Here is a 21,006-nt window from a genome sequence, read left to right as displayed (position 1 = left end):
TATACGGTGTGGCTTTCCAAATGTGCGATAAGTTTTTCTGCTTGTGAAACATTCAGCTTGCTTACAGAGCTCTTGCTTGACACCATTAACTTTTGATCTTCCTTATACTTCTCTACGATCGTCAATCCAAAATAGCCTTAGCAATTTGACAAGCTCCACCCTTTGTCGGATAACAAAACTGCCGTAATCCTATCTGCTACGCGTCGTTTCTTTTCTTGCCAATACTGCAATGCTGCGTTCTTAACGCAACACAAGCTTCTTCTGTTAGAAATATTTGCATAAGAAAAATTATTAACACAATAAATTAAACTTTTAAACTATTTCATTCAGCATGAGTATATGCGTCGACGAATCTCCTTGTTAAGGTTGATGCGGTGCTTGCCGATAAAAAGTGTATGATGCTGATGAAAGAGTGCGGCAAAAACTCAAAGAAAAGAGGTGTAAGGCAGTGATGTCCCATAAAAAAACCGTTTGGCGGCTTCAAATTATGATACATATTTTTTTAATCCCGTCTTTGATCCAGAATTTCTTCGCTAAACTGAAAGCATTACCAGAGCCGTTTTCCTGCGCTATGATAAAATATCTTCCAATTTTCTAGGCGCCATTCACCTGGATTTACTTATCGCTAGGCTTGTTTGGCTTAATTGAAGACGAACTATATTTTTTCTAGATTTAAAAACACAAACGCGCGCCTTCCAGGACTTGAACCTGGGACCTGCGGATTAGAAGTCCGACGCTCTATCCACTGAGCTAAAGACGCGTACCTTTCTCATTGTACTATTTTTTTTTCCACAATCTAGACTATAAAAGAAATTTTTTTCTAAGTTTTATCTTGTGAAAACTCATTAAATAAAACCTCTTGGGGTTGTTTAAAAAAGAAAATAGGTATAAAATAAAGAAAGAAGTTAGTTTGAAGTCTATCGATTTATGAAAAAAAATATTCATCCCCACTATCATAAAGTAAAAGTAATTATGACAAACGGGCAGTCCTTTGAAGTAGGGTCCACTTATGGAAAACCTGGTTCGGAATTAGTTTTAGATATCGATCCCTCCTGTCACCCGGCATGGACAGGAACGCACAGAATGGCTCCAAAAGGCAGAGGCGTTGAGTTTGAAAACCGGTTTAAAGGACTAAGTACTTTTACAGTTACCAAAAATTGATTGTTCCAAAATGGGTATTTCTATTTTAAAATCAAAAATTAGCTTGAAGAAGAGGATTGCAACAGCTGAAGAGTTTAGGCAGTGCAAAAATCAGAAATTTAATTCGTGTGAAGAATCAGATTTACTTGTCGTAAAAGATTTAAGCATTTATTATGGGTGTTGCGGTGTTATCCAAAATCTCTCTTTTTCTATAAAATCGGGGGGAATCGTAAGTATAGTTGGAAACAATGGAAGTGGGAAAAGTACATTTCTTAAGACTCTTGCGGGTATTCATGAACATTTTTGTGGAAAGTTTTCTTGGAATTTTTCTTGTGGAAAAAACGAAGTAATTGGATACCTTCCTCAGCATGCGGAAGTTAATCGATATCTTTCCATTCAGGTCCAAGACGTGGTGGGCATGGGGGTAGGTGCCAAAAAAAAGAAATGTGCTGTCGATCGAGCATTGGCATGTTTAGGGTTGACTAATGAGGCTTCTCGTTATATTGGGACATTATCTGGGGGGCAATTTCAAAGAATGTTGTTTGCGCGCCTTCTTGCTATGGACCTTGATATTTTTTTGTTGGACGAACCCTTTATCAGTATGGACGAAACAAGTCAAAATATTTTGATCGAACAGCTTTTTGTTCAATCAAAGAACGGAAAAACTTTCTTTCTTGCCCATCACCAAGACAGTGCAATTTCTCCGTATTGCAAGCACATATTAAAACTTTTTCCTGGAACGTATTGTTGGAGCAGTACTTAGTTTGTTTTTTTCTTTTTATTAATACTTGTTTGTTATTATCAAAATTTTAAAGAAATTATTCGTAAAAAATTATTTCCCTCTGTTTTTCAGTTTCCATTAAGAGTATAATGAAGATATATTTTGAATAAAAAAATAGAGAGTTTATGTTTTCAAAGTTTACACGACAAATTCAAGATATGCAGAAAAAGATGCTGGAAACTCAAGAGAATTTGCGATCTATGCAGTTAGAAGGGCAATCCGCGGGGGGAGCAGTAAAAGTTGTGATTTCCGGAGAAGGAAAATTACTTCAGCTTTCTTTGAGTCCCGAGATGCTGCAAGACGCAGATATGGTAGAGGATTCTATTATCGCTGCCTATCACAACGCGTGGGAGATTCTAAAAGAAAAACGAGAAGGTTCCATGAAAGAGCTAAAGATTCCTCCGGGTTTAGAGGGGATGTTTTAAGGTGCATCATGGTAGGTGAAAAACTTTATGGGCTTATTCAGCTGTTATCAAAGTTTCCTGGGCTTGGACCTAGGTCTGCCCGTCGTATCGCATTGTATTTGTTAGCACACAGGGCAAAAGTCTTAAAGCCTCTTATGGAGTACCTGGATGAAGTAGATCTGCGCTATAGGTATTGTTCTGTGTGTCACTATTTAGACGAAGAAGATCCCTGTGGATTGTGTCGTTCAAAAACTCGTGATTCTGCTATGTTGTGTATTGTCGCCTGTATGGGAGATGTCTGGGCTTTAGAGCGAGCGGCTTTTTTTAAAGGGTACTATCACCTTTTAGGAGGGCTTATTTCTTTAACTCATGGGAAAAATCCAGAAGATTTGAATATATCTACACTGAAAACCCGTTTATCTAAGGGGGTTTTGGAGGTTGTTGTTGCATTAGACAGCACTATAGACGGGCAAAGCACTTTGCATTATCTCACTCAGGAAATTTTTCCGCTTTATCCCCATATCAAAGTTTCCAGTCTAGCAAGGGGACTTCCCATGGGGGGGGAATTAGAATCGCTTGATCAAGCAACTTTAATGAGTGCTTTTTGGGGAAGAAGAGAAATTACATCATTGCCGTTTAGCTCTAACGCTTGGCACAGTTTTGAAAAGGGGAAATCCTAGCGTTAGAAACTTTGGAAGTAATTTTTTATTTATCTGAGTTGAATATTTTAAGTAAAAGTGATAGTTTTAAAAAAATACAAGGTAAACAATCGTGGTTTGGCTTTTTACAGATGGGGCATGCTCTGGAAATCCAGGGCCCGGTGCCTGGGCGTGGATTCGTCAAGACGACAAAGAGCGAGTTCAAGAAGCTGGGTATGAGGAAAATACAACCAACAATCGAATGGAGCTTAGTGCTGCGCTGTATGGATTGGCATCGTTAAGCACTCAAGAGCCTGTAACAGTAGTTTCCGATAGTTCTTATCTTGTGAAAGGAATGGAAGAATGGGTCGGTAAGTGGCAAAGGAATGGTTGGATTAATTCGCAAAAAAAACCTGTAGAAAATCAGGATTTGTGGAAACTCCTTTTGCAACAGGCTCAACGATTTTCAAAAATACACTGGAATTGGGTTAAAGGGCATGCAAATCATCAAGGGAATATTGATGCAGACGAGCTGGCCAGAAAAACATTAAAAACCAAGAAAAATTCTTCCAAATCTTTTTTGGAACCGTTGTCGGAAAAATCGTTGCCATGGCAGAGCGGTCCTGTGATTTCCGGGATTTGGATAGGAGATAAAACAAGCGCAAAAGGACTTTTGACATCTTTTCCCAATCAAAATTCCATTAGTATTTTGCATTTTAAAAATGAGGTTCCTGTACTATTTAAAGGACATGAATGGCAGATTTTTTGTTTAGAAAAGTTAAAAAAAATCATAAAAGACGTGCCTTTCTGGGGGGGGGGTAAAATCGCAATCACTGTTGTTCCCGCCCCTGAAGAGCTTGAATTTTATAAAGCATGCAATTTTTCTCCAACCTCTCAGGGGGGGGCATCCACTTCTATCTGGTCTTTATTTTTGGTTATTATTTTTGGAATTTTTGGATGCTTGGAAGTGCAGGCATCTGATAAGAATCCTCCCGCGAGAAAAAAAGAACTCTTTCATGCTTATCTTAAAGCAAAACGTGTGTACTGGCGTGCGGGTCCTGGTTCAGAGCACTCAGTCTTGTGGAGCTACTCTTGTCCTGGATGGCCTGTGTTCATTCGTAAGCGTTGGAGTTATTGGTGCCAAGTAGAAGATATCAAAGGTGCAATAGGGTGGGTTCATGGAAGTTTATTGGCATTTCAAAGAGTAGCCTTTGTTTTATATCAAAAAACGCCTTTGCGGTCTAGACCTTCGTCTTCTGGAGCTATTAAAGCATATCTGCAGCAAGGTGTTTTGGGATTGTGTCTTAAAGAAGAAGGAAAGTGGCTTTATGTACGTCTTTTAAAAGAGCGGTACGAAGGATGGGTTCATGTTCAACACATTTGGAATCCTTGCAAGGTGGTTTCATGAAAGTAGAAAAAGAAAAAAAATTAAAACGAGAAAAAATTTGGATTTGGGGAATTCATAGTGTAGAAGCGGCGTTATGCTCAGGGCGTTCTGTTTATGAGCTTTTATATATTTCTTCCAAATCAGAACGGTTTGGTCGTTTTGGTGGTCGTCAATGCAAGGGGGGGGATATTGATCAAATTGTTCCTAAAGGAGCGGTCCATCAAGGAGTTGCTTTATTGACAGACCCTTCTCCTTCTTTATCGTTAGAAGATTTAGACCCTAAAAAAGGAACAGTTTTGGTTCTAGATCAAGTAGTAGACCCCCATAATGTTGGAGCTTTGTGGAGAAGTGCCGCAGCTTTTCAGGCGCAAGCTATATTATTTTTAACGCAAAGAAGCGCAAATCCGGAAAAGGGGTCATCAAAAAATTCAAATTTAGATGGGGTAATTACAAAGGCAGCTTCTGGAGCAACGGAAAAAGTTCCTTATGTTTTAGTTGTAAATTTGGGACGCGCTTTAGAAACGCTTAAATCTAAGGGATTTTTTTGTGTTGGATTGTGCGAAACGGGAAAAATTTTAGATCCTAAACCAGCATTTCAAGATTTAAGCTTGGCATTGATCGTAGGGCAGGAAGGAAAAGGACTTCGTTTTCTTACACGGCAGTATTGCGATATTTTATGGAAACTTCGTGTTTGCCCTGATTTTCCGACATTGAATGTTTCTGTAGCGGCCGCTGTGGCGCTTTCTGAGTTGTACGCGTTAAAAAAATAAATTTGATGATTTTTTGATAAAAACAGATTTATCATAGTTTGTGGAATTCGAAATATTATATAAAAATGAAAAAATGTTATGGCTTTTTTGTTATTTTAAGCTTTTTAATGATGCAAGCATGTCGTATGCCCGGTGAAAATGGAGAAAAAAAAGTTTCAGATAGTTGCCGTACGAATTGTGAGCGCAACGCGACTAACTTTTTAGAGCGAGAAGAATGCTTGTCTGCATGTTCACAAAAAGGAAAGTCTATTCGTTCTGTTCAAGATCACTCAGATAATTTTTATAATGGTGTTGCGGTAAAAAATCCGATGAATGAAAGAAATCCCACGGCTTCTAGAGCTTAAAAAATAGTAAAAACTTTTTTTTATTTTTGTGATTTTTTAACTTTTTTTTTATAAAATTTATTGTATAAGCTATATAACTAATAAATAAAAAATGATAAAATATTATAAGAGTTATTATAAGAGTAAAAGGGATAAAAGGAAAAACTCGACAAGAAATTGAAAATAGTCTGCAAAAAATAGAAAACGAAAGGCCGAAATAAGCATCCTCTTCGAAAATTAAAGAAACTATAGAAAAAATAGAAAATGCCGTGCAAGATTTGAAATATCAACAAGAAACTGATGAAATAGGAAAAATTGTAGAGATATACGAAGATCTCCTTAAAAGCATTAAAACTATATCTAAAAAATTGGTAGTGAGGAAAATTAAAAGTTAAATCTGTACATTCCAGGATATGATAGCCTGGGATGTAACGAACAGTAGTGGGCAGAAGATAATGCATGTAATTTATTGAGCACAAATCAAGCCGCTTAAAAAGAGAATCAATGAGCTTCATAATCGTTATTATCCATGACACCCCCTTCTTTCGAGGAAACTTGGAAATCCCATATCATTTTCTTTCTTTTGCTCTCCAACATCCTCTTTTTAAGGAGGTCTGATTTGTGCTCATATTATTGTGAACTATCTATATGTATGATATGAGGATAAATATTTATTTAATTAATTAGTAAATTTTCGTATTTTTAATTTTTTTTTTTATAATTTCTTATGTAATAATATATTTTAGATTATAAAAATGATTAAAAAAATTAATAAAAATTTATTGCTATTCTTGATTACTTTAATTTCCTCTCAACAAGGATATGCACCACCAAAAGTCAATCCTTCTTCTCAACGAGGATATGCACCACCACCAAAAGCTTTTTCTCAACGAGGATATGCACCACCACCAAAAGCTTTTTCTCAACGAGGATATGCACCACCACCAAAAATACAAGACCAAGATGATTTTTCTATTTTTTCCATGACGGAACAAAAATCACAGAGCCTTGATGATTGTTCTAGGCCAAATACAGAGAATTTCAACACATTATTAGCTAATGCAAAAAAAGCAGTATCTTCTGTTGAGGAAAACGATGCCGAGTATTTATCTGATACACTAAGAAGATTAGATTTTATTAGTAAAAACACAAGTATTGCTAATAATTACTATTGTGAGATTAAAGATGCCTGTATTGAAGACTTTAAAAAGTTTTCAAAAGATTCTATAAAGTCTTATCTTGATTTAAAGGAAAAATTAACAAACGTTTCAAAGAGCTTAGTAGAATTAAAACTCGGCATAAAAGAAACATATATCAGCAAAAAACTTCAATCAAAATTTTTAAAGATGATTGAGCCCATTGTAGGGAACAAATTAGGTGATTTAAGAGAAAAAGAATATTCTAAGTTTTTTAATATTAATATTCCAACTAATAATTTTATTAAAGAATTGTTCGATGGAAATTTTTCCTATTCTACACGAGATGATTTCAGAGCATACCTTTTGAAAAGCGATGCAGGTAATAGAACATTACGGATAAACCAGAGCAACATAGTTGTAGATTTTGATAAGATCATTGCGCAAGAAAACTTTAGGAAAAACTGGGGGCACTCTTTTTCTTCAGATACAACTGATCCTTTTTTTACATTTTATAGTACTTTTATGACAACTCTGAATTCCTTAAATACAATTAATTTAGACTCATCAAGTAAGTTACGATATCATCCAGCTTTTAACATTTTGAAAAAAACAAAATTTGTCCGTCATGATGTTAGAGTTTTAAGAAATTTTTTGAATGAATTAGAAATATCTAAAAAGTCTGCTTCTGATAAAAAAATTATAGATGGTAAAGTAACAGATTTAATGATGAGTTTTGTTAAAGATTTTGGAACTCTAATAACAGATACAGAAAATATGATTGTTCGTAAACTTAGTACGAAAAAAAATTCAATAAAACAAGTTTTAGAAATATATAAAAGTATTTTTCAGAGCATATCTCCTTCTTTTGAACTTGATAAGTATCATTCAGAATTGAAGTCAAATATGAATGCTAAATTACCACCATTGCAAAATGGAATCAGTCAAGTACAAGCGATTAGTGAAGATTTTAAAGTGGGGGAGGATGTAGACGATTCTGATCCCGTAAGTATGACTTCTGAAGCAGAGCAAAATGTGCAAGTATCAATAGCAGCGCTAGAACAAAGTGTTTTAGATTTAAAAAAAGAAATAGATAATAAAAATCAAGAAATAATAAATTTAAATCAAAAAACAATAAATGATAAAAAAGCTTTTGAGAGCGAACACAATGATTTATTAGAAAAATCCAAATATTACGATGAATTGCATAAAGAAATAAATAGTAAAGTATCAAGCACTAAATGGGATGCTTGGGATACTATAAGAACAAAAATTTCCGGACTTTTTTCAAAAACAGAAAATAAAAACATAGCTCTTGAGAAATTTCGAACAATTTACGATTCTCTAGCTAAAAGTAATGAAAGCAACGAAACTAAAGCTACAAATGCTTTACAAGCATATAATGATTTTTTGAAAACGAGCAAAACTGAATTAGAAAAAAAAGATATGACCTTGAAGACTCTAGATTTAGCGCTACAAAAAATAAATTCTGAAAATGAAAGTTATAAAAATCAAACTTCTTTTCTAAACTCCACGATCGCATCGCTTCAAGAAGAGTTAAAAAAAATACAAATATTAAACGCAACATTGGAAAAAGAAATTAATGAAGAAAGTTATAATTATAAAGAAACTGTATATAAAATAAATAAAAATTTATATGAATATAAAGAAAAATTTTTAAATATTACAAAACAATTAGAACTTTTTCAAGATAAAGAAATCAATATAAAAGAAAATTTTTTTGAAAGCTCTTAAAGAATTGAAATCAACAAACCCAATATCAGAAGAATTTGCCACAGCAACGGTAAACAGTGTTTCTGAGTTAGAAAATAAGATATTTTCGGAAATTCAACGAATAAAAAATATTTTGGAGAACAATGAAAAAAGAGTAAAAGAACTTGAAAATAATGCTATTGAAGATAAAAATCTAAATCAAACATTAACAGAACAAAAACAAACACTTGAAAAAGATACCCAAGAATTGAAATCAAAATTGAAAAAACTTGAAGATAGAGCAACAACTATCGAAAAAGAAAAAGACGCTTTGAGTGATGCTCTTTTGAAAGAAACGACATTAAGTCAAAAAGCAATAACAACATTGCGTCAAACCCTTGAACAAACCAATGAAGAAATATTCCTGCATAAAAGCACCATACAAAACAAAGAGATTGAAATACAAGAAATAAAAATCACTCTTGAAAATAAAGGCTCTGAAATAAAAGAATTAGAAAAACATATTCAAAAAGCAAAAGAAACAGAACAAAGTCTACAAAGAGATAAAAATGAAATCGAAGCCCAATTGCAATTATTAAAACAAAGCAAAGAAACGGATCATGAAAAAATAGAATTTTTAAATCAAAAAAATACTGATTTAAATAGTGCAATTGAAAAATTAACCACGCAAATTAATGACAAAGAAATTGATTTACAAACAAAAGAGGAACATTATAAAAAAATTATAAGTGCTCTAGAAGAAGAACATAAATTTAATATAAAAGTTCTGAAAGAAGGCCATGAAAAAGAGATTCAACAGCAAAAAAATGGAGCGCAGATAAAAGACGGCCTGTTAAAAACTATAGAAGAACAAAGATTACTTTTGGTGCAAAAACTTCAAGAAATAGAACAAGAAAAAAATAAATTATCTAATGTAAATAATTTTTACGTCGAACAATTACGAAAAACAAATGATGAATTGAACCAGAGTAAAGAAAAAATTTTATCTCTTGAAAAAAGTGGTCAACAAACAACTAATGAAACAAAACAAGAAATACTCAACAAAGAAAATGAATTAATAAAAATATTAAAAAAAATATATGAATTAAATAAAAGTAACGAAGAGTTAATTAATAAAAATGAAAATTTAGAACAATTACTAAAAGAAGCACAAAGTAAGATAATCACATCAGATACTGATACTTCAGAATTACGAAAAGAAAAAGAACACGCGCAAGAAGAACTTAGAAAATTAAAAGAATCAACGGATAACCAAAAAGTTATTATTGAAGCAAACTTGCTTTCTTCAAAATTACAGAATCAACAATTAGAACAACGAATTCAAAATCAAAACATACTTATCGAGAATATTAGAAATAAGCTCGATCAAGTTTCTACATCCCTACAAAAAACTGAAAGCTTGTTAATTACTGAAAAAAGTAATGCGACTCAAGCACAAAAAAAGCAAGAAGAATTAAAACAGCAGCTTGATAATTTGGAAAAAGAAAAAAATAAATCTAAAAATAAAATTATCGAATTGAACAATACAATTCAATCTAAAATTGAAGAAGCAATTTTATCAGAAGAAAAAATAAAACAATTAGAAAAAAATTTAGAAAATCTAAAAGCTTCTATAAATAAAGATAAGACTACTCTAGAATCTTTGAAACCAGAAAATCAAAAACAAGCTCAAGAAATAACCGAGCAAAAACAAAAAATAACTACTCAAGAATCAATCATAAAAACCCAAGAACAAAAACTAGTATCTGTCGGAAATAGCATAGAAACTTTAAGTGCAGAAAATCAAAAAATTAAGGAAGATCTAGAAAAAATAAGGAAATCACAAGAAATTAGAAAAAATAAACTAAAAATAGATTCAAACGTTGTAAATCAATCTATTATAGGATCCAATTTAGTGCCACAAGACAAGAAAAACGATATGCAACAACCGAATTTTTCAAAAAGTTCTGAACCAACTGTTAATTCTTCAAATAGCTCTAAATTAACTACTAATTCTTCAAATAGCTCTAAATTAACTACTAATTCTTCAAATAGCTCTAAATTAACTACTAATTCTTCAAATAGCTCTTTGAGTACTTTACCTGATGATGCTCCTTATCTTAAGAAAGAAGAAGAGTTAAAAGCTTTTCTCTCGAAAGAAGAGTTTGGTAATATAGTAAAAAAATACGCTGAAATGCGCGACTATTATGGTGATATAAATGAGTTTAAAGAGAAGTTTAAAGATTACGCACTACTGCTACAATATGTGTTTGAATTGATTAATTTTCTAAAGAGTAGTCCACAAGATGCGCAAGATAATGCTTTAACTTTAGTTAAAAAATCTCTAGAAAACGTTTTTTCTACCGAATTATCTAAAAAAACGAACGATGTTCAAGATTTTTTTAATATATTTTTTGATAAGTATTTAAAAAACTAATACAACTAGACGATAATCCGGTTTTCAATGATTCGTTTTTTTATGTAGTATTAAAAGAAATGAGGCTAGCTTTGGGAACAACAGAGTATAATGCAAATTTTTTTATATTTAGTCTGAAGAAAGCGCTCGATAAAAAATCAAACAACCTTCAAAACCTGGAAGCAGGCACTTCAAGTACAGTTCAAAAGCCAGCAGTACAAAACCAACAGGCACGCACTTCAAGTACAGTTCAAAAGCCAGCAGTACAAAACCAACAGGCACGCACTTCAAGTACAGTTCAAAAGCCAGCAGTACAAAACCAACAGGCAGGCACTTCAAGTACAGTACAAAACCAACAGGCAAGCACTTCAAGTACAGTACAAAACCAACAGGCAGGCACTTCAAGTACAGTACCAAACCAAAAGCACTTCAAGTACAGTACAAAACCAAAAGGCACGCACTTCAAGTACAGTACAAAACCAACAGTTGTTAAAAGATTTTCTTTTGACACAAAATTTGGATGATGTACTAAATAATAAAGCTAATATTCAAGATTTTGTCAATAACCAATTACTGCCATATCTGTCTGAATTGGATCATGTTCTAAGGATGGGCTACGCAGATAAAAATGCTTTTAGTACAGTTAAAAAATCTCTAGAAGACATTTTTGCTATCGAATCACTTGAAAAAAAGAACCAGGTTCAAAATTTTTTTAGTACAATTTTTAAGAACTATTTTAAAAAAATATTCAAAAAATTCGATTATCTATTTTTAAAATTAGCAGGAAAAGAAATGATTCTAGCTTCGGGTAAAGCAGATTCTCATCAAGAATTGATTAATTCTTTGGAAAATATCGATCTGGAAATATTGAGAAAAAAACTTCAAGAACTACGGCGATTAGAAAATATTATGATTGATTTCATTTATAATGGAAAAGATCAGCTTGATATTGAGGATTATTGGATAAAGTACCAGAATATTCTGGAAGCTGAACTGCTTGATCATGAAATTATTAGTACTGAAGATTGTAAAGATTTTCTAAGAAATGTTTTCAATTCTAGGGGGATAGCCCAAACGCCTTTAGATCATCAAAATAAGGTAAAAAATTTATTTGAGAATTTTTTTCGAGAGATAGTTGTTTATGATGTGGATCAAGATCCTAATAGTAAAAGCAAAAAACTTCTGTACTTTTTCCTAGAATTTCTGTTAGTGTTTTTTAATAATAATTTTAAAGATTTTGGTTTTACAGTTGAAGACCTAAAAAGAGAATTTCCAAAAATTTCTGCACCTAGAACAAAAAATAAAATAGATACAACTACGTGTTTTCCTATCTGTACCACAAATAAATAAAATAAATTTTGATAGTGTGCATTAGATTAAAAATAAAAACTCTAGTGCACCGTTAGCCATTATTACCTTCAGCATTTTAAGTAGTCGTGTGTTTGCAAAGGGTTTTTGAAGAAATCCTCGCAAACTAATGGCGTTTTCGGGCGTTATTTTGTTCAATGGAAACATTTTATCTTTTCTCTGAAAGAGGCGAGGGCTTGGAAGTTTACGTGAAATTTTTTTCACATTTTTACATTTTTACCGCTGAACCCCTCGAACAAAACTATTTTTAAAGCAATCCGAACATTCACAAAATTTACATACAATCATTTTTAGAGACTTTTAAAATATTTTCTTTACTAATTCTAACAAAAAATATATTTAGTTAAAAGCTTCTTTTTATTGACTCTTTATAATATTTTTAATTTTTTTTTTATACTTTATTTTGCAGTAACAAATTTTAAATTATAAAAATGATTAAAAAAATTAATAAAAATTTTTTTTTATTCTTGATTGCTACACTGTTCTCACATCAAGGATATGCCCCCTTGTCCACAGAAGTGATGAGTGCTTTAGATAAATTAAAGAACAAAGAGCTATTTTCAATTATTGAACAAGAAAAAAATTTAAACGCTAGTGAAATATATTCTTTACTTAAAAATAAAGCATTAACTTTTACAGACCAATCAAAAGATTTGAAGGATTTTATAAAATTGTTAGATACGCTCACTACTTCTCTGGGGAATACTATGGAAATCGAAAAAGATTTTGTAATTACCCCCCCTCTTAACAATACGTCTGCTATGGAAATCGAAAAAAATTTTACAAATCTAGAATCTGAACAGAAAAAAATTGAACAGGAAGCATATAGAGGTGTAGAAAAAATAATAGAGGTCATTAATCAAGAAAGAGAGATAAACGAAATAAATATTAAATCAGTAGATAAAAAAATTAAAAAATTATCAACTGAAAAAGATAAAATAAATAAACTTAAAAAATTCATCGAAGCATTAAATAAACAAAAAGAAGAAATGCAAGAACAAATAGAAAACCTTAAAAATAGATCGATTTTAAATGAACAATTGTTTTTAACAAAAAAAAAAGCACTTGAAGAAGAATTTCAAAACCGGGCTAAATTATTAAGTGATCAATTTTCTCGATCTACAGAGCAAAATAATAAAGATCAAACTAATATTGATGAACTCAAAAAAGCTCTTTATGCACTGACAAAAAACACAGAAGATAGAGATAAAAAAATCGAAATTCTTAGTTCGAAAATTGAAGAACTATTAATAAAAAATGAACAAGAAAAAATAATTTTTACAAAAGAAAATAATAAATTAAACGATGAACTAAATTTACTTAAATTAAAAAATACGCATGCCCAAGATCAAAAAAAAAATTAGATACTATGAATGCACAATTGAGGGCTAGGATTGACACATATGCCAAAGAAGCTACATCCTTAGAACAAACTAAAATATTTTACCAAGAAACCGTTGCTCAGTATAAAAAATTAACCCAATCTTTTCAAGAACAATTAGAAAAAAGCAACAGAGATCAAATGATTATAACGGAAAATTTCCTTAATACGCTTAAAAAATTAGATCAAAATAGCGCAGCACCAGAAAGTTTTGCTATAGCAGAGTCAAGCGCCGTTGCTCTTTTGTGGCAGATGATAAATTCTGAAATCAAACGAATAAAAAATCTTTTAGATCAAAATAAAAAACAAATAGAAAATTTTAATAATTCTAGCAATCAAAATAAAAATTTAATAAAAGAATTAAATCAAGAAAAAACAAATCTCGAAAAAAAAATAAAGAATTAGAGATAGAAGCACAGAAGATTGAAAAAGAAAAAACAGAATTAATATACAAACTTCAAGAAAGCGAACAAATAAATACAGACCTTAAAAAAAATTAATAGAGCTTAGTACACAAAATGATCTTTCAGTTAAAGAAATCAATAAGTTAAATTTAGAACTTCAGAAAAAAAAAGAAAAGTTAACAACTTATAAATTAATCATAAAAAAAAAGGACTTTACAATACAAAAAATAGAAAATGATCTTAGAGAACAAAGTAATGTTATCGAAAAATTAAAAGAAGATCTTGAAAACAAAAAACAATCAGTACAATTTCTAGAAAATCAGAAAAATCAAGATAGTAAGCTATTAGACCAATTAAAAAAATTTAATTCAAATGATAAAGAAAGAATACAGCAATTAACTAACAAAAATAATATTTTAGATAGTGAAATTAAAAAATTAACAGAAAAAATTTCTAAAACCGAAGAAGAGTTAAAATTAAAAGATACTCAGTATGAGATTTTTATCACTAGTTTAAAAAAAGAAAACGAAAAAAATATTGATTCTATGAAACAAGAATATAAAAAAAAAGAGAATGAAAACGATGAAAAACTTGAAGAGATACAAAAAAAGAATTTATCTGCGATAAGGCTTGTGGAAGATACAATAAAAGAAAAAAATCAATTATTGGATGAAAAAACTTTTTGTGTCAAAGAATTAGAAAAAATAACTCAACAGTTGGACGCATATAAGCAAATGGAAAGAAATATTAAAGAAAAAGATCAAAAAAATACGATAGAAATAGCTGAAGAAATACAAAAAAAAGAAAACGAAAAAAATATATTATTAAATAAAATTGACCTATTAACCAAATCTCAAGAAGAATTAGTTCAAAAAAATATAAACCTAGAAACCGAACTTAACCAAACAAAAAATAGGATACACCTATTAGAAAACGATGATAAAGTAGTACGGAAAGCAAAAGAAAAAGCAATAACAGATCTTGAATTACTACAAAAATTAACGCAAAAAGAAAAACTAATTTTAAAACAACAAATTGATGATTTAAATAAATCTAATGAAGAATTAAAAAATAGAACGATTGGACAAGAGAAAATAATTTCTGAGATTACTACTCAGATCAATTTAAATTCTAAAGCGCTAAAACTGACCGAAGAAAATTTATTTCAGTTAGATCAGGTAGAAAAGCAAAAGAATAAAACTCTTGTTGAACAATTAAAAATACAATTAGAACTCCAAAACTCTAATATAGAAAATCTGAAGAAGCTCTTAGAATCATTACAGCCTGAAGATGAAAAAAAATCAAAAGAAATACAAGATCAAAAACAAAAATTAAATGATCAAGAAATTGAATTAGAAAAACTTAGAAAAAAAATGAAAGAACTTGAAGCAACAGAAAATGTTGGAGCTCAAAACAGTCAAGGAAAAGATAAAAAACGGAATTTGGGAGTTAAGAATCTTGATATCTTTGCAATACAAATACAGGATGATAAGTTGAAAGAAAAAATGAAAAATTTATACGAAAAAATATACGAAAAAAATCAAAATTTTTTAAACGAAAAAGAATTAGCTCAAAGAGAATTAGATACTCTTAAAGAATTGCAAAAACAATACGAAAAAAATCGGGAAAATGAACGTAATGATTTAATTGAAGAGATGCTTAAAAAAGAGCACAAAATAAAAGAATTAATTGGTGAACATCAAAAAAAAGAATCATCATTAAATCAGCAAATTGAACAATTAAAAAATTTGGTTGAAGAAAAACAAAGTAAAATTGACACCAGAGATTTAGAAAAAACATTTGAAAAACAGAAAGAGGAATACGAAAGTATGAAAAAAGAATACGTGTCATTGGTTGCTCAAATACCTTCTAATTCTTATAACCAACAGCAAAAAACATATCAGAACAAAATAAAAAAATTAAAAAAGCGGTAAATATTAAAGAATTATATGAATGTTTAAGTTTTATTCTGGAAAAAAATAATTATCCAAAATACAAGCCTCTTATACAGGATCTATATAAAAAATTATTACACGGCTTTTGGCTTCCTGTTTTTACAAAATGGCTATATAAATTAAAATCGATTAATAAACTCGAACCTCAAGAGGCAGCTATTGTAAAAGAAAATATTTTTAATTTTTATACGAACAATAATGAGTTTATAAAAATTTTAGAAAAAGCTTATCCAGAAGATACAGAGTTAATAGAAAACTCAAAGCGTACTTATTTTGAAAATTACTTTGAACTTCCTTATATTTTTGAACCTGATTATCCTTTCGTGTGGACAAATTGGTTATTAAGTTTACTGTTCGAAAAGAATAAAGCCATTCTGAATGGTGCGCCGTTATCTAAATTTTTGTTCGCAAATCAATTAAGTGCTCTTAAAAACAGATTAAGAGCGAAGTATGATCAATTTTTATCTAGCGTTCTACCTACTGACGAAAATAAAAAAATCTACAATAAAAATGCAGAGATTTTTGGCTATATTGGAAAAGATTTTGAAGTCGAAATTAGGAAAAAATACCAGCAATGGGTATCCACCGGAGCAACTCAATCTAAATCTAACGTATCAAATAATGATGAGGCGTCAAAAACTGGAGTGAAGCAAAAAGAACTAAGAGCAAATGATAATTCTTTGAAAAATTCTACCGTATCTACCGCATTGATTGACAGCTCCTTACAAAATTCCACCAATACTTCACTTAATCCGCGTTCCACGGATGAGTCAGTAAAGCAGTATAAATCAATAGAGTTTAATACGAAAAAAATCTCTGACCCAACTAGTAGCCCCGGTGAATATCAGAGAACGCATGCTAAACTTGAAAAAAAAGTAATACCAACTTCTGAATTTATTTCAAAACGAGTGCAAAGAGCAGAACAGACTTTTCGATACGATATTATAGATTGGGTAAATAAATTAAAAACTCCTAAAGTTCAAAATAGATTTTTTTCAATAAAAAATATTAAAGAAAAATTTTCTCAAAGCATGTCTGCACTTAAAGGTGCAGAATATATTGATGAAAGAGATGAGGCAATCAACAAAGCTGAAAATAAAGCTCTTGGTGATTCAGGAAGTTATTATGGATTGGTAGCCAGTTTATGCGGAGACGGTATTCCAATTAATGCTGGGGTAGAACTATTAAAAAATTTAGATATTTTTGTTGAAGAACAGCTCGGAAATTTTGGGACGGCGCTTCTCTCCTCGAGGACTGCAATGGAAAAAATTTTTATAAATGAAGTATTTGATTATGTACGAGGTACTTATAGTAGTGCATTAGAAGGATTTGGAACAAAATATATATCCGAAGAGTATAAAAAAACCAGTCCATCTCTATATAAAAAAATGACTCAATTTTTTTTCAGTAGAATAATGAAAATGAATTTAACAGAACAAAATAAATTTGAGAGACTGGATGACTATATTTACAAAATCACAAATTTTTTATCAAAAAATTCAGAAGATTGCGAAAGATGTGATAGAAGTTATGGAAATGAAAATGAAAGCACTAAGAAATTTCGTGCAGAAAACTCTCAAAGAGTATTTTTTGCAGCTGTTAGTTTGCTTATAGAACCTTTTTTTGATAGACCAGATTTTATGGACATTTTGATAAAAATAGGATCTGAAAAAAGAATACTAGATACTTTTAAGAAAATATACAAAACAAATTGTATAAGTATTGAATATCTTAATGATTTGCTGAAAGGTTTTGAAACAAATATTATTGAAAAAATTAACAATAAATCAAAACATTTTACTGAGTTATATCAGTTTTTAATTGATTCTAGAAAATCATACACGGAATCTATTAGAGCTCGTAGTCCAGAATTTTTTCTAGGCGTGTCATATGTCAAGCCCGGAATCTATTAGAACCAGTAGTCGAGCATTTTTTCTAGGCGCGAAAAAAATGGATGGAGAATATTTCCATCCATCCTTTAGACAGTGTCGTCACGGGATGTGCAACCAAAGGAAAAGGTTTTTTCTTGATTCCCTAAATTGTCTTTATCTTACCATCTGCAAAATTTTTTTACGTATTTATGATATTTTTAATTTTTTTTTATACAATTTATTATGAGTTACAGATTTTTAGAGTATAAAAATGATTAAAAAAATTAACAAAAACCTTTTTTTATTTTTGATTGCTACATTGGTATCACATCAAGGATATGCACCACCAAATGAGCAGGATACTAATGAGAAGGATAAAAATGAGAAAGATACTATGGAAATTTTAAAAGCAATTCAGAGCGCTAAAACTCCCCAAGAATCTATGAGTCATATGGATGAGGCATATAACATTAATTATGAGGAAAACAAAAAGTTTATGCCATTAATATATTCAAAGCTATTAAGTTTTTTTGTTCCAGTTTTTAAAAAATTGGTAAATGATTTAGGATTGCTTAAAATTGAACATGCTGAAAGTGAACAAGAAAAAAAAGAAATTCAAGATAAAAGTGAAAAAATTCAAAAACAAATAAAAGAAGTATTTGTAAACATATTGAATTGTGTCGATTCTCTTAAATATCGCACTCAAGATGTCCCCTTAATAAAAGAGTTGAAAAGTATTTATTTTCAAAACTTTTTTTCAAAAATAGCAATAAATTACGATGATGATTATAGCAACAAAAAGATACCTCCTGCTATTTTCTCTCTGTCTTATCCGTTATCGTGGACAAATTTAATCTTAAGCTTTTTGTTGATAGATTCTGATTTTAAGAACATATGGGATGATGATAAAGAATCATTATCTGACTTTATTTTACCAATGCATATGGAGAATTTTAAAAATTTTATAAAAAATAAATACGATGATTTTTTTTCTAGCTTTCCATTTAATTCTGAAAATGAGAAGAATTTTTTAAAAAACATATCTTTTTTGAAAAGAATTGGTGATAGTAATTTTGTAAAAAAAATAGATGAAAAATACAAAAGATGGGTAAAAAGCGAAAACAATGAATTTCACAAAGATCGCAATGAATTTGAGTTACAAAAATTACCTGAAGAGGAAGATCCATTTGAATCACAAAAATTGCCTGAAGAGGAAGATGCATTCATAACCCAACTAGAAAAGGAAGTAAAACAGGATGAACTATCTTCCGAAAGTATCCAAAAGATTGCTAAAGAAAATGATAATGTGCCTTACAAAATTTTAGGAAATTTTACCAATAGGAGTCTCCCAGACGTAACCTCTGCTTTGAAAGTCTTAACCAGAGAAGGTAGCTCTTATTTTCATGCAAACAAAGCAAAAGTGCTGTTAAAAAATTTCTTCTATCGATTAAAAAATTTAGAAGACTTAAAACTGCAAAATTATTTGAAAAAGATTTACATGATTTTCGTTTTAAAAGAAATAAAACAAATAAAAAAAGACAAAAAATTAAGTGAACACTTATATCAATCCATCCATATCTTATTTCATGGATTTTTCTCAGAAGAAGATAATTTCTCATTTCTATTTGAATCTAAAGATAAAAGGATGCTATTAAGTAAATTGATGGTTAATAAATTTGGAAACGCTTTAAAATGGAAAAATTTATTCATGGCTCCAACTTATAATATGTTGAATCTTAAATTATTATTAATGTCGATACAAAATATAATACAACCTTTTGAAGAGTTTAAAAAGTTAAATTCTACTTTAGAAAGTATAATTTTAGAACAAATAAAACAAATAAAAAAAATTGAAACTCGCCATGAATCATGGAAAGATACAGAAAATACGTTAATTGATGTTTTAAAAAATTTAGACATACATGGGGTAATACCAAAAAATTTCGAAAAAATCGTCGAAAACGACATAAGTAATATATATACAAAATACGTAATGGAGTTAATGAAGGATCAAAAACCAGAAATAGAACATTCATTGCAAAAAATTTCTGGTTACATTATAAATATAAAAGGAGAAGAGATAAAACTCAGTCCGCAATTCAATAGAATTATGCAAGCTGTTTTTAAAAAAGTGTATAGAGAAATTATTCAAGAATTGAAATCATCAAACTTCAAAGAATCCTTATATGGAGGAGAGAAATTTTTAGCAAAAGAATTTTTAAAAATGGGCGGCAACATTTTTAAGGATGTTGCGCCTGACTTTGCAAAAGAACTTGCAAAGGGGGTTCCGGATGAACTTCTACCTGAAAATAATAATTTCAATGTCAATGCGCAGAAGAAAAAGTCTTCCATGGAGACTCGCTATTTTTAAAAAATTTTTTTAGGAAGTGGATTTTTTATCCAAACTTTTTTTATTCAGAATTGATATTATGGAACAATTGGGTGAAGTTTACAAAATTTGTAAAAAATTAAAACAATTTTCTTATAATTGTATTACGTGAAAGAACATCTAAAGAACCTATGATTAGAACAAAAAAAAGTTATTTATTTATGTATGTGTTTTTGAATTTTTTTTTCAAGTAAATGCGCTTTAGCGTTTTCAGGAGAAACTGAAATCATAGATACGAAAGAAAAAACTAAGCAAAATATGAAAAAAAAATTTTCAAGAAGGTTCAAAGAGTTAGCAAAAGAAAAATCTAAGACTTCTGAAGAAAAATCTTCTGGAGCAAAAAAAGTTAGAGCTGCTTTGGAATCAAAGCTTCAAGAAATAATCAATACTCTGGAAACAGAAAAGGATTTTTTTACAGAATTCGTAAAACCAGTGTTTAAAAGCGCGACCGAAAAAATTTTATACCATATCAGGCAACGAAACGAAGAATTAAAGTTTACTCCTCCTGTAAATCCTCAACAAGTAATTCAACCTTTGAATTTTCCTGCGGTTTCTGACCCCCTTGCTTCTAATAACACACAAGAAATCGATAACTTAATAAAAGAGATATCAGTGCTTGTAGATGAAATTAATCAAGATCAAGATCAAGATTTTATCCAAAAATTAAATAATAATCAATATTCAGACATTTCTTTAAAATTTTTAAACATTATTGGTGCGATTGAACGTATTACTCAAAAAAACATTTCTCAACTCCCTTTAGATTCAAGAATAAAAATGTTAAAGGAATTAAGAGAAGTTATTCCTCAAAATATTTATCAACAAAAATTACAATTTAAACAAAAACTAAACGAAATCGTTGATAGATTTTTGTCCTCCCAAACTCCCCATAAAATGTTAATGTTTTAGATTTGACACAGCGTTATTTCA

The 21,006-nt window shown here is 30.2% G+C and carries 18 protein-coding genes and 1 tRNA gene; 17 read left to right on the top strand and 2 right to left on the bottom strand.

The window, feature by feature from the left end; translation table 11 throughout:
• Positions 1 to 687 precede the first annotated feature (687 nt).
• Positions 688 to 760 (bottom strand) — tRNA-Arg (locus tag HE1_RS05220).
• A gap of 167 nt (positions 761 to 927) precedes the next feature.
• Between HE1_RS05220 and rpmE the strand changes: the two genes are divergently transcribed.
• The 11 genes from rpmE (at position 928) to HE1_RS05165 (ending at position 12,058) form a co-directional block, all read left to right on the top strand.
• Positions 928 to 1,161 (top strand): 50S ribosomal protein L31, encoded by a 234-nt coding sequence (gene rpmE, locus HE1_RS05215; protein ID WP_006290686.1) that lies wholly within the window; start codon positions 928 to 930, stop codon positions 1,159 to 1,161.
• A gap of 43 nt (positions 1,162 to 1,204) precedes the next feature.
• Positions 1,205 to 1,903 (top strand): metal ABC transporter ATP-binding protein, encoded by a 699-nt coding sequence (locus HE1_RS05210; RefSeq protein ID WP_162531284.1) that lies wholly within the window; start codon positions 1,205 to 1,207, stop codon positions 1,901 to 1,903.
• Positions 1,904 to 2,046: 143 nt separating this feature from the next.
• A complete protein-coding gene (locus HE1_RS05205) occupies positions 2,047 to 2,346 on the top strand; it encodes a YbaB/EbfC family nucleoid-associated protein (RefSeq protein WP_006290684.1) in 300 nt (99 codons plus the stop codon).
• A gap of 8 nt (positions 2,347 to 2,354) precedes the next feature.
• Positions 2,355 to 3,005 (top strand): recombination mediator RecR, encoded by a 651-nt coding sequence (recR, locus tag HE1_RS05200; protein ID WP_006290683.1) that lies wholly within the window; start codon positions 2,355 to 2,357, stop codon positions 3,003 to 3,005.
• 91 nt (positions 3,006 to 3,096) lie between these two features.
• A complete protein-coding gene (rnhA, locus tag HE1_RS07550; RefSeq protein ID WP_084491129.1) occupies positions 3,097 to 4,371 on the top strand; it encodes a ribonuclease HI in 1,275 nt (424 codons plus the stop codon).
• Positions 4,368 to 5,120 carry a TrmH family RNA methyltransferase gene (locus HE1_RS05190; protein ID WP_006290680.1) on the top strand — a complete coding sequence of 251 codons (753 nt, stop codon included), beginning with the start codon at positions 4,368 to 4,370 and terminating at the stop codon, positions 5,118 to 5,120. The genes rnhA and HE1_RS05190 overlap by 4 nt, the downstream gene beginning before the upstream one ends.
• Before the next feature lie 65 nt (positions 5,121 to 5,185).
• On the top strand, positions 5,186 to 5,464 hold the full coding sequence (locus tag HE1_RS05185; RefSeq protein ID WP_006290671.1) for a hypothetical protein: 279 nt from the start codon (positions 5,186 to 5,188) through the stop codon (positions 5,462 to 5,464).
• Positions 5,465 to 6,198: 734 nt separating this feature from the next.
• The gene (locus HE1_RS05180; protein ID WP_035545430.1) at positions 6,199 to 8,334 is read left to right on the top strand and encodes a coiled-coil domain-containing protein; all 2,136 of its coding nucleotides are present in this window, start codon (positions 6,199 to 6,201) and stop codon (positions 8,332 to 8,334) included.
• Positions 8,321 to 10,729 carry a coiled-coil domain-containing protein gene (locus HE1_RS05175; RefSeq protein WP_035545427.1) on the top strand — a complete coding sequence of 803 codons (2,409 nt, stop codon included), beginning with the start codon at positions 8,321 to 8,323 and terminating at the stop codon, positions 10,727 to 10,729. The genes HE1_RS05180 and HE1_RS05175 overlap by 14 nt, the downstream gene beginning before the upstream one ends.
• A 71-nt stretch (positions 10,730 to 10,800) precedes the next feature.
• Positions 10,801 to 11,232: a hypothetical protein gene (locus tag HE1_RS05170; RefSeq protein ID WP_162480405.1), complete on the top strand. Its 432-nt coding sequence runs from the start codon at positions 10,801 to 10,803 to the stop codon at positions 11,230 to 11,232.
• Positions 11,213 to 12,058 carry a hypothetical protein gene (locus HE1_RS05165; RefSeq protein ID WP_162480403.1) on the top strand — a complete coding sequence of 282 codons (846 nt, stop codon included), beginning with the start codon at positions 11,213 to 11,215 and terminating at the stop codon, positions 12,056 to 12,058. Before HE1_RS05170 ends, HE1_RS05165 begins: the two co-directional genes overlap by 20 nt.
• 21 nt (positions 12,059 to 12,079) lie before the next feature.
• Here the strand turns inward: HE1_RS05165 and HE1_RS10040 are convergent, their stop codons facing one another.
• On the bottom strand, positions 12,080 to 12,214 hold the full coding sequence (locus HE1_RS10040; RefSeq protein ID WP_278243424.1) for a hypothetical protein: 135 nt from the start codon (positions 12,212 to 12,214) through the stop codon (positions 12,080 to 12,082).
• Positions 12,215 to 12,507: 293 nt separating this feature from the next.
• Here HE1_RS10040 and HE1_RS05155 point away from each other — a divergent pair, with 293 nt between their 5' ends.
• The 6 genes from HE1_RS05155 to HE1_RS05130 all read left to right on the top strand — a co-directional run bounded on the left by HE1_RS05155 (position 12,508) and on the right by HE1_RS05130 (position 20,985).
• The gene (locus HE1_RS05155) at positions 12,508 to 13,440 is read left to right on the top strand and encodes a coiled-coil domain-containing protein (RefSeq protein WP_035545418.1); all 933 of its coding nucleotides are present in this window, start codon (positions 12,508 to 12,510) and stop codon (positions 13,438 to 13,440) included.
• Positions 13,441 to 13,445: 5 nt separating this feature from the next.
• Positions 13,446 to 13,862 (top strand): hypothetical protein, encoded by a 417-nt coding sequence (locus HE1_RS05150; RefSeq protein ID WP_035545417.1) that lies wholly within the window; start codon positions 13,446 to 13,448, stop codon positions 13,860 to 13,862.
• 544 nt (positions 13,863 to 14,406) lie between these two features.
• Positions 14,407 to 15,795, top strand: coding sequence for a hypothetical protein (locus HE1_RS05145; protein ID WP_035545414.1), 1,389 nt, complete (start codon positions 14,407 to 14,409; stop codon positions 15,793 to 15,795).
• Positions 15,796 to 16,139: 344 nt separating this feature from the next.
• On the top strand, positions 16,140 to 17,729 hold the full coding sequence (locus tag HE1_RS05140) for a hypothetical protein (protein WP_162480401.1): 1,590 nt from the start codon (positions 16,140 to 16,142) through the stop codon (positions 17,727 to 17,729).
• 229 nt (positions 17,730 to 17,958) lie between these two features.
• Complete coding sequence (locus tag HE1_RS05135) at positions 17,959 to 20,058, top strand: hypothetical protein (RefSeq protein WP_035545411.1); 2,100 nt, start codon at positions 17,959 to 17,961, stop codon at positions 20,056 to 20,058.
• 276 nt (positions 20,059 to 20,334) lie between these two features.
• On the top strand, positions 20,335 to 20,985 hold the full coding sequence (locus tag HE1_RS05130; RefSeq protein WP_035545409.1) for a hypothetical protein: 651 nt from the start codon (positions 20,335 to 20,337) through the stop codon (positions 20,983 to 20,985).
• Positions 20,986 to 21,006: the final 21 nt, after the last annotated feature.

The organism is Holospora elegans E1 (genome assembly GCF_000648275.1).
Classification (GTDB): domain Bacteria; phylum Pseudomonadota; class Alphaproteobacteria; order Holosporales; family Holosporaceae; genus Holospora; species Holospora undulata_A.
This window is presented reverse-complemented; position numbering and strand designations above follow the sequence as displayed.

Coding starts and splice junctions, on each gene's coding strand:
- rpmE (WP_006290686.1), top strand. CDS start 928: ATGAAAAAAAATATTCATCCCCACTATCATAAAGTAAAAGTAATTATG.
- HE1_RS05205 (WP_006290684.1), top strand. CDS start 2,047: ATGTTTTCAAAGTTTACACGACAAATTCAAGATATGCAGAAAAAGATG.
- recR (WP_006290683.1), top strand. CDS start 2,355: ATGGTAGGTGAAAAACTTTATGGGCTTATTCAGCTGTTATCAAAGTTT.
- HE1_RS05190 (WP_006290680.1), top strand. CDS start 4,368: ATGAAAGTAGAAAAAGAAAAAAAATTAAAACGAGAAAAAATTTGGATT.
- HE1_RS05185 (WP_006290671.1), top strand. CDS start 5,186: ATGAAAAAATGTTATGGCTTTTTTGTTATTTTAAGCTTTTTAATGATG.
- HE1_RS05180 (WP_035545430.1), top strand. CDS start 6,199: ATGATTAAAAAAATTAATAAAAATTTATTGCTATTCTTGATTACTTTA.
- HE1_RS05155 (WP_035545418.1), top strand. CDS start 12,508: ATGATTAAAAAAATTAATAAAAATTTTTTTTTATTCTTGATTGCTACA.
- HE1_RS05150 (WP_035545417.1), top strand. CDS start 13,446: ATGAATGCACAATTGAGGGCTAGGATTGACACATATGCCAAAGAAGCT.
- HE1_RS05145 (WP_035545414.1), top strand. CDS start 14,407: ATGAAACAAGAATATAAAAAAAAAGAGAATGAAAACGATGAAAAACTT.
- HE1_RS05135 (WP_035545411.1), top strand. CDS start 17,959: ATGATTAAAAAAATTAACAAAAACCTTTTTTTATTTTTGATTGCTACA.
- HE1_RS05130 (WP_035545409.1), top strand. CDS start 20,335: ATGAAAAAAAAATTTTCAAGAAGGTTCAAAGAGTTAGCAAAAGAAAAA.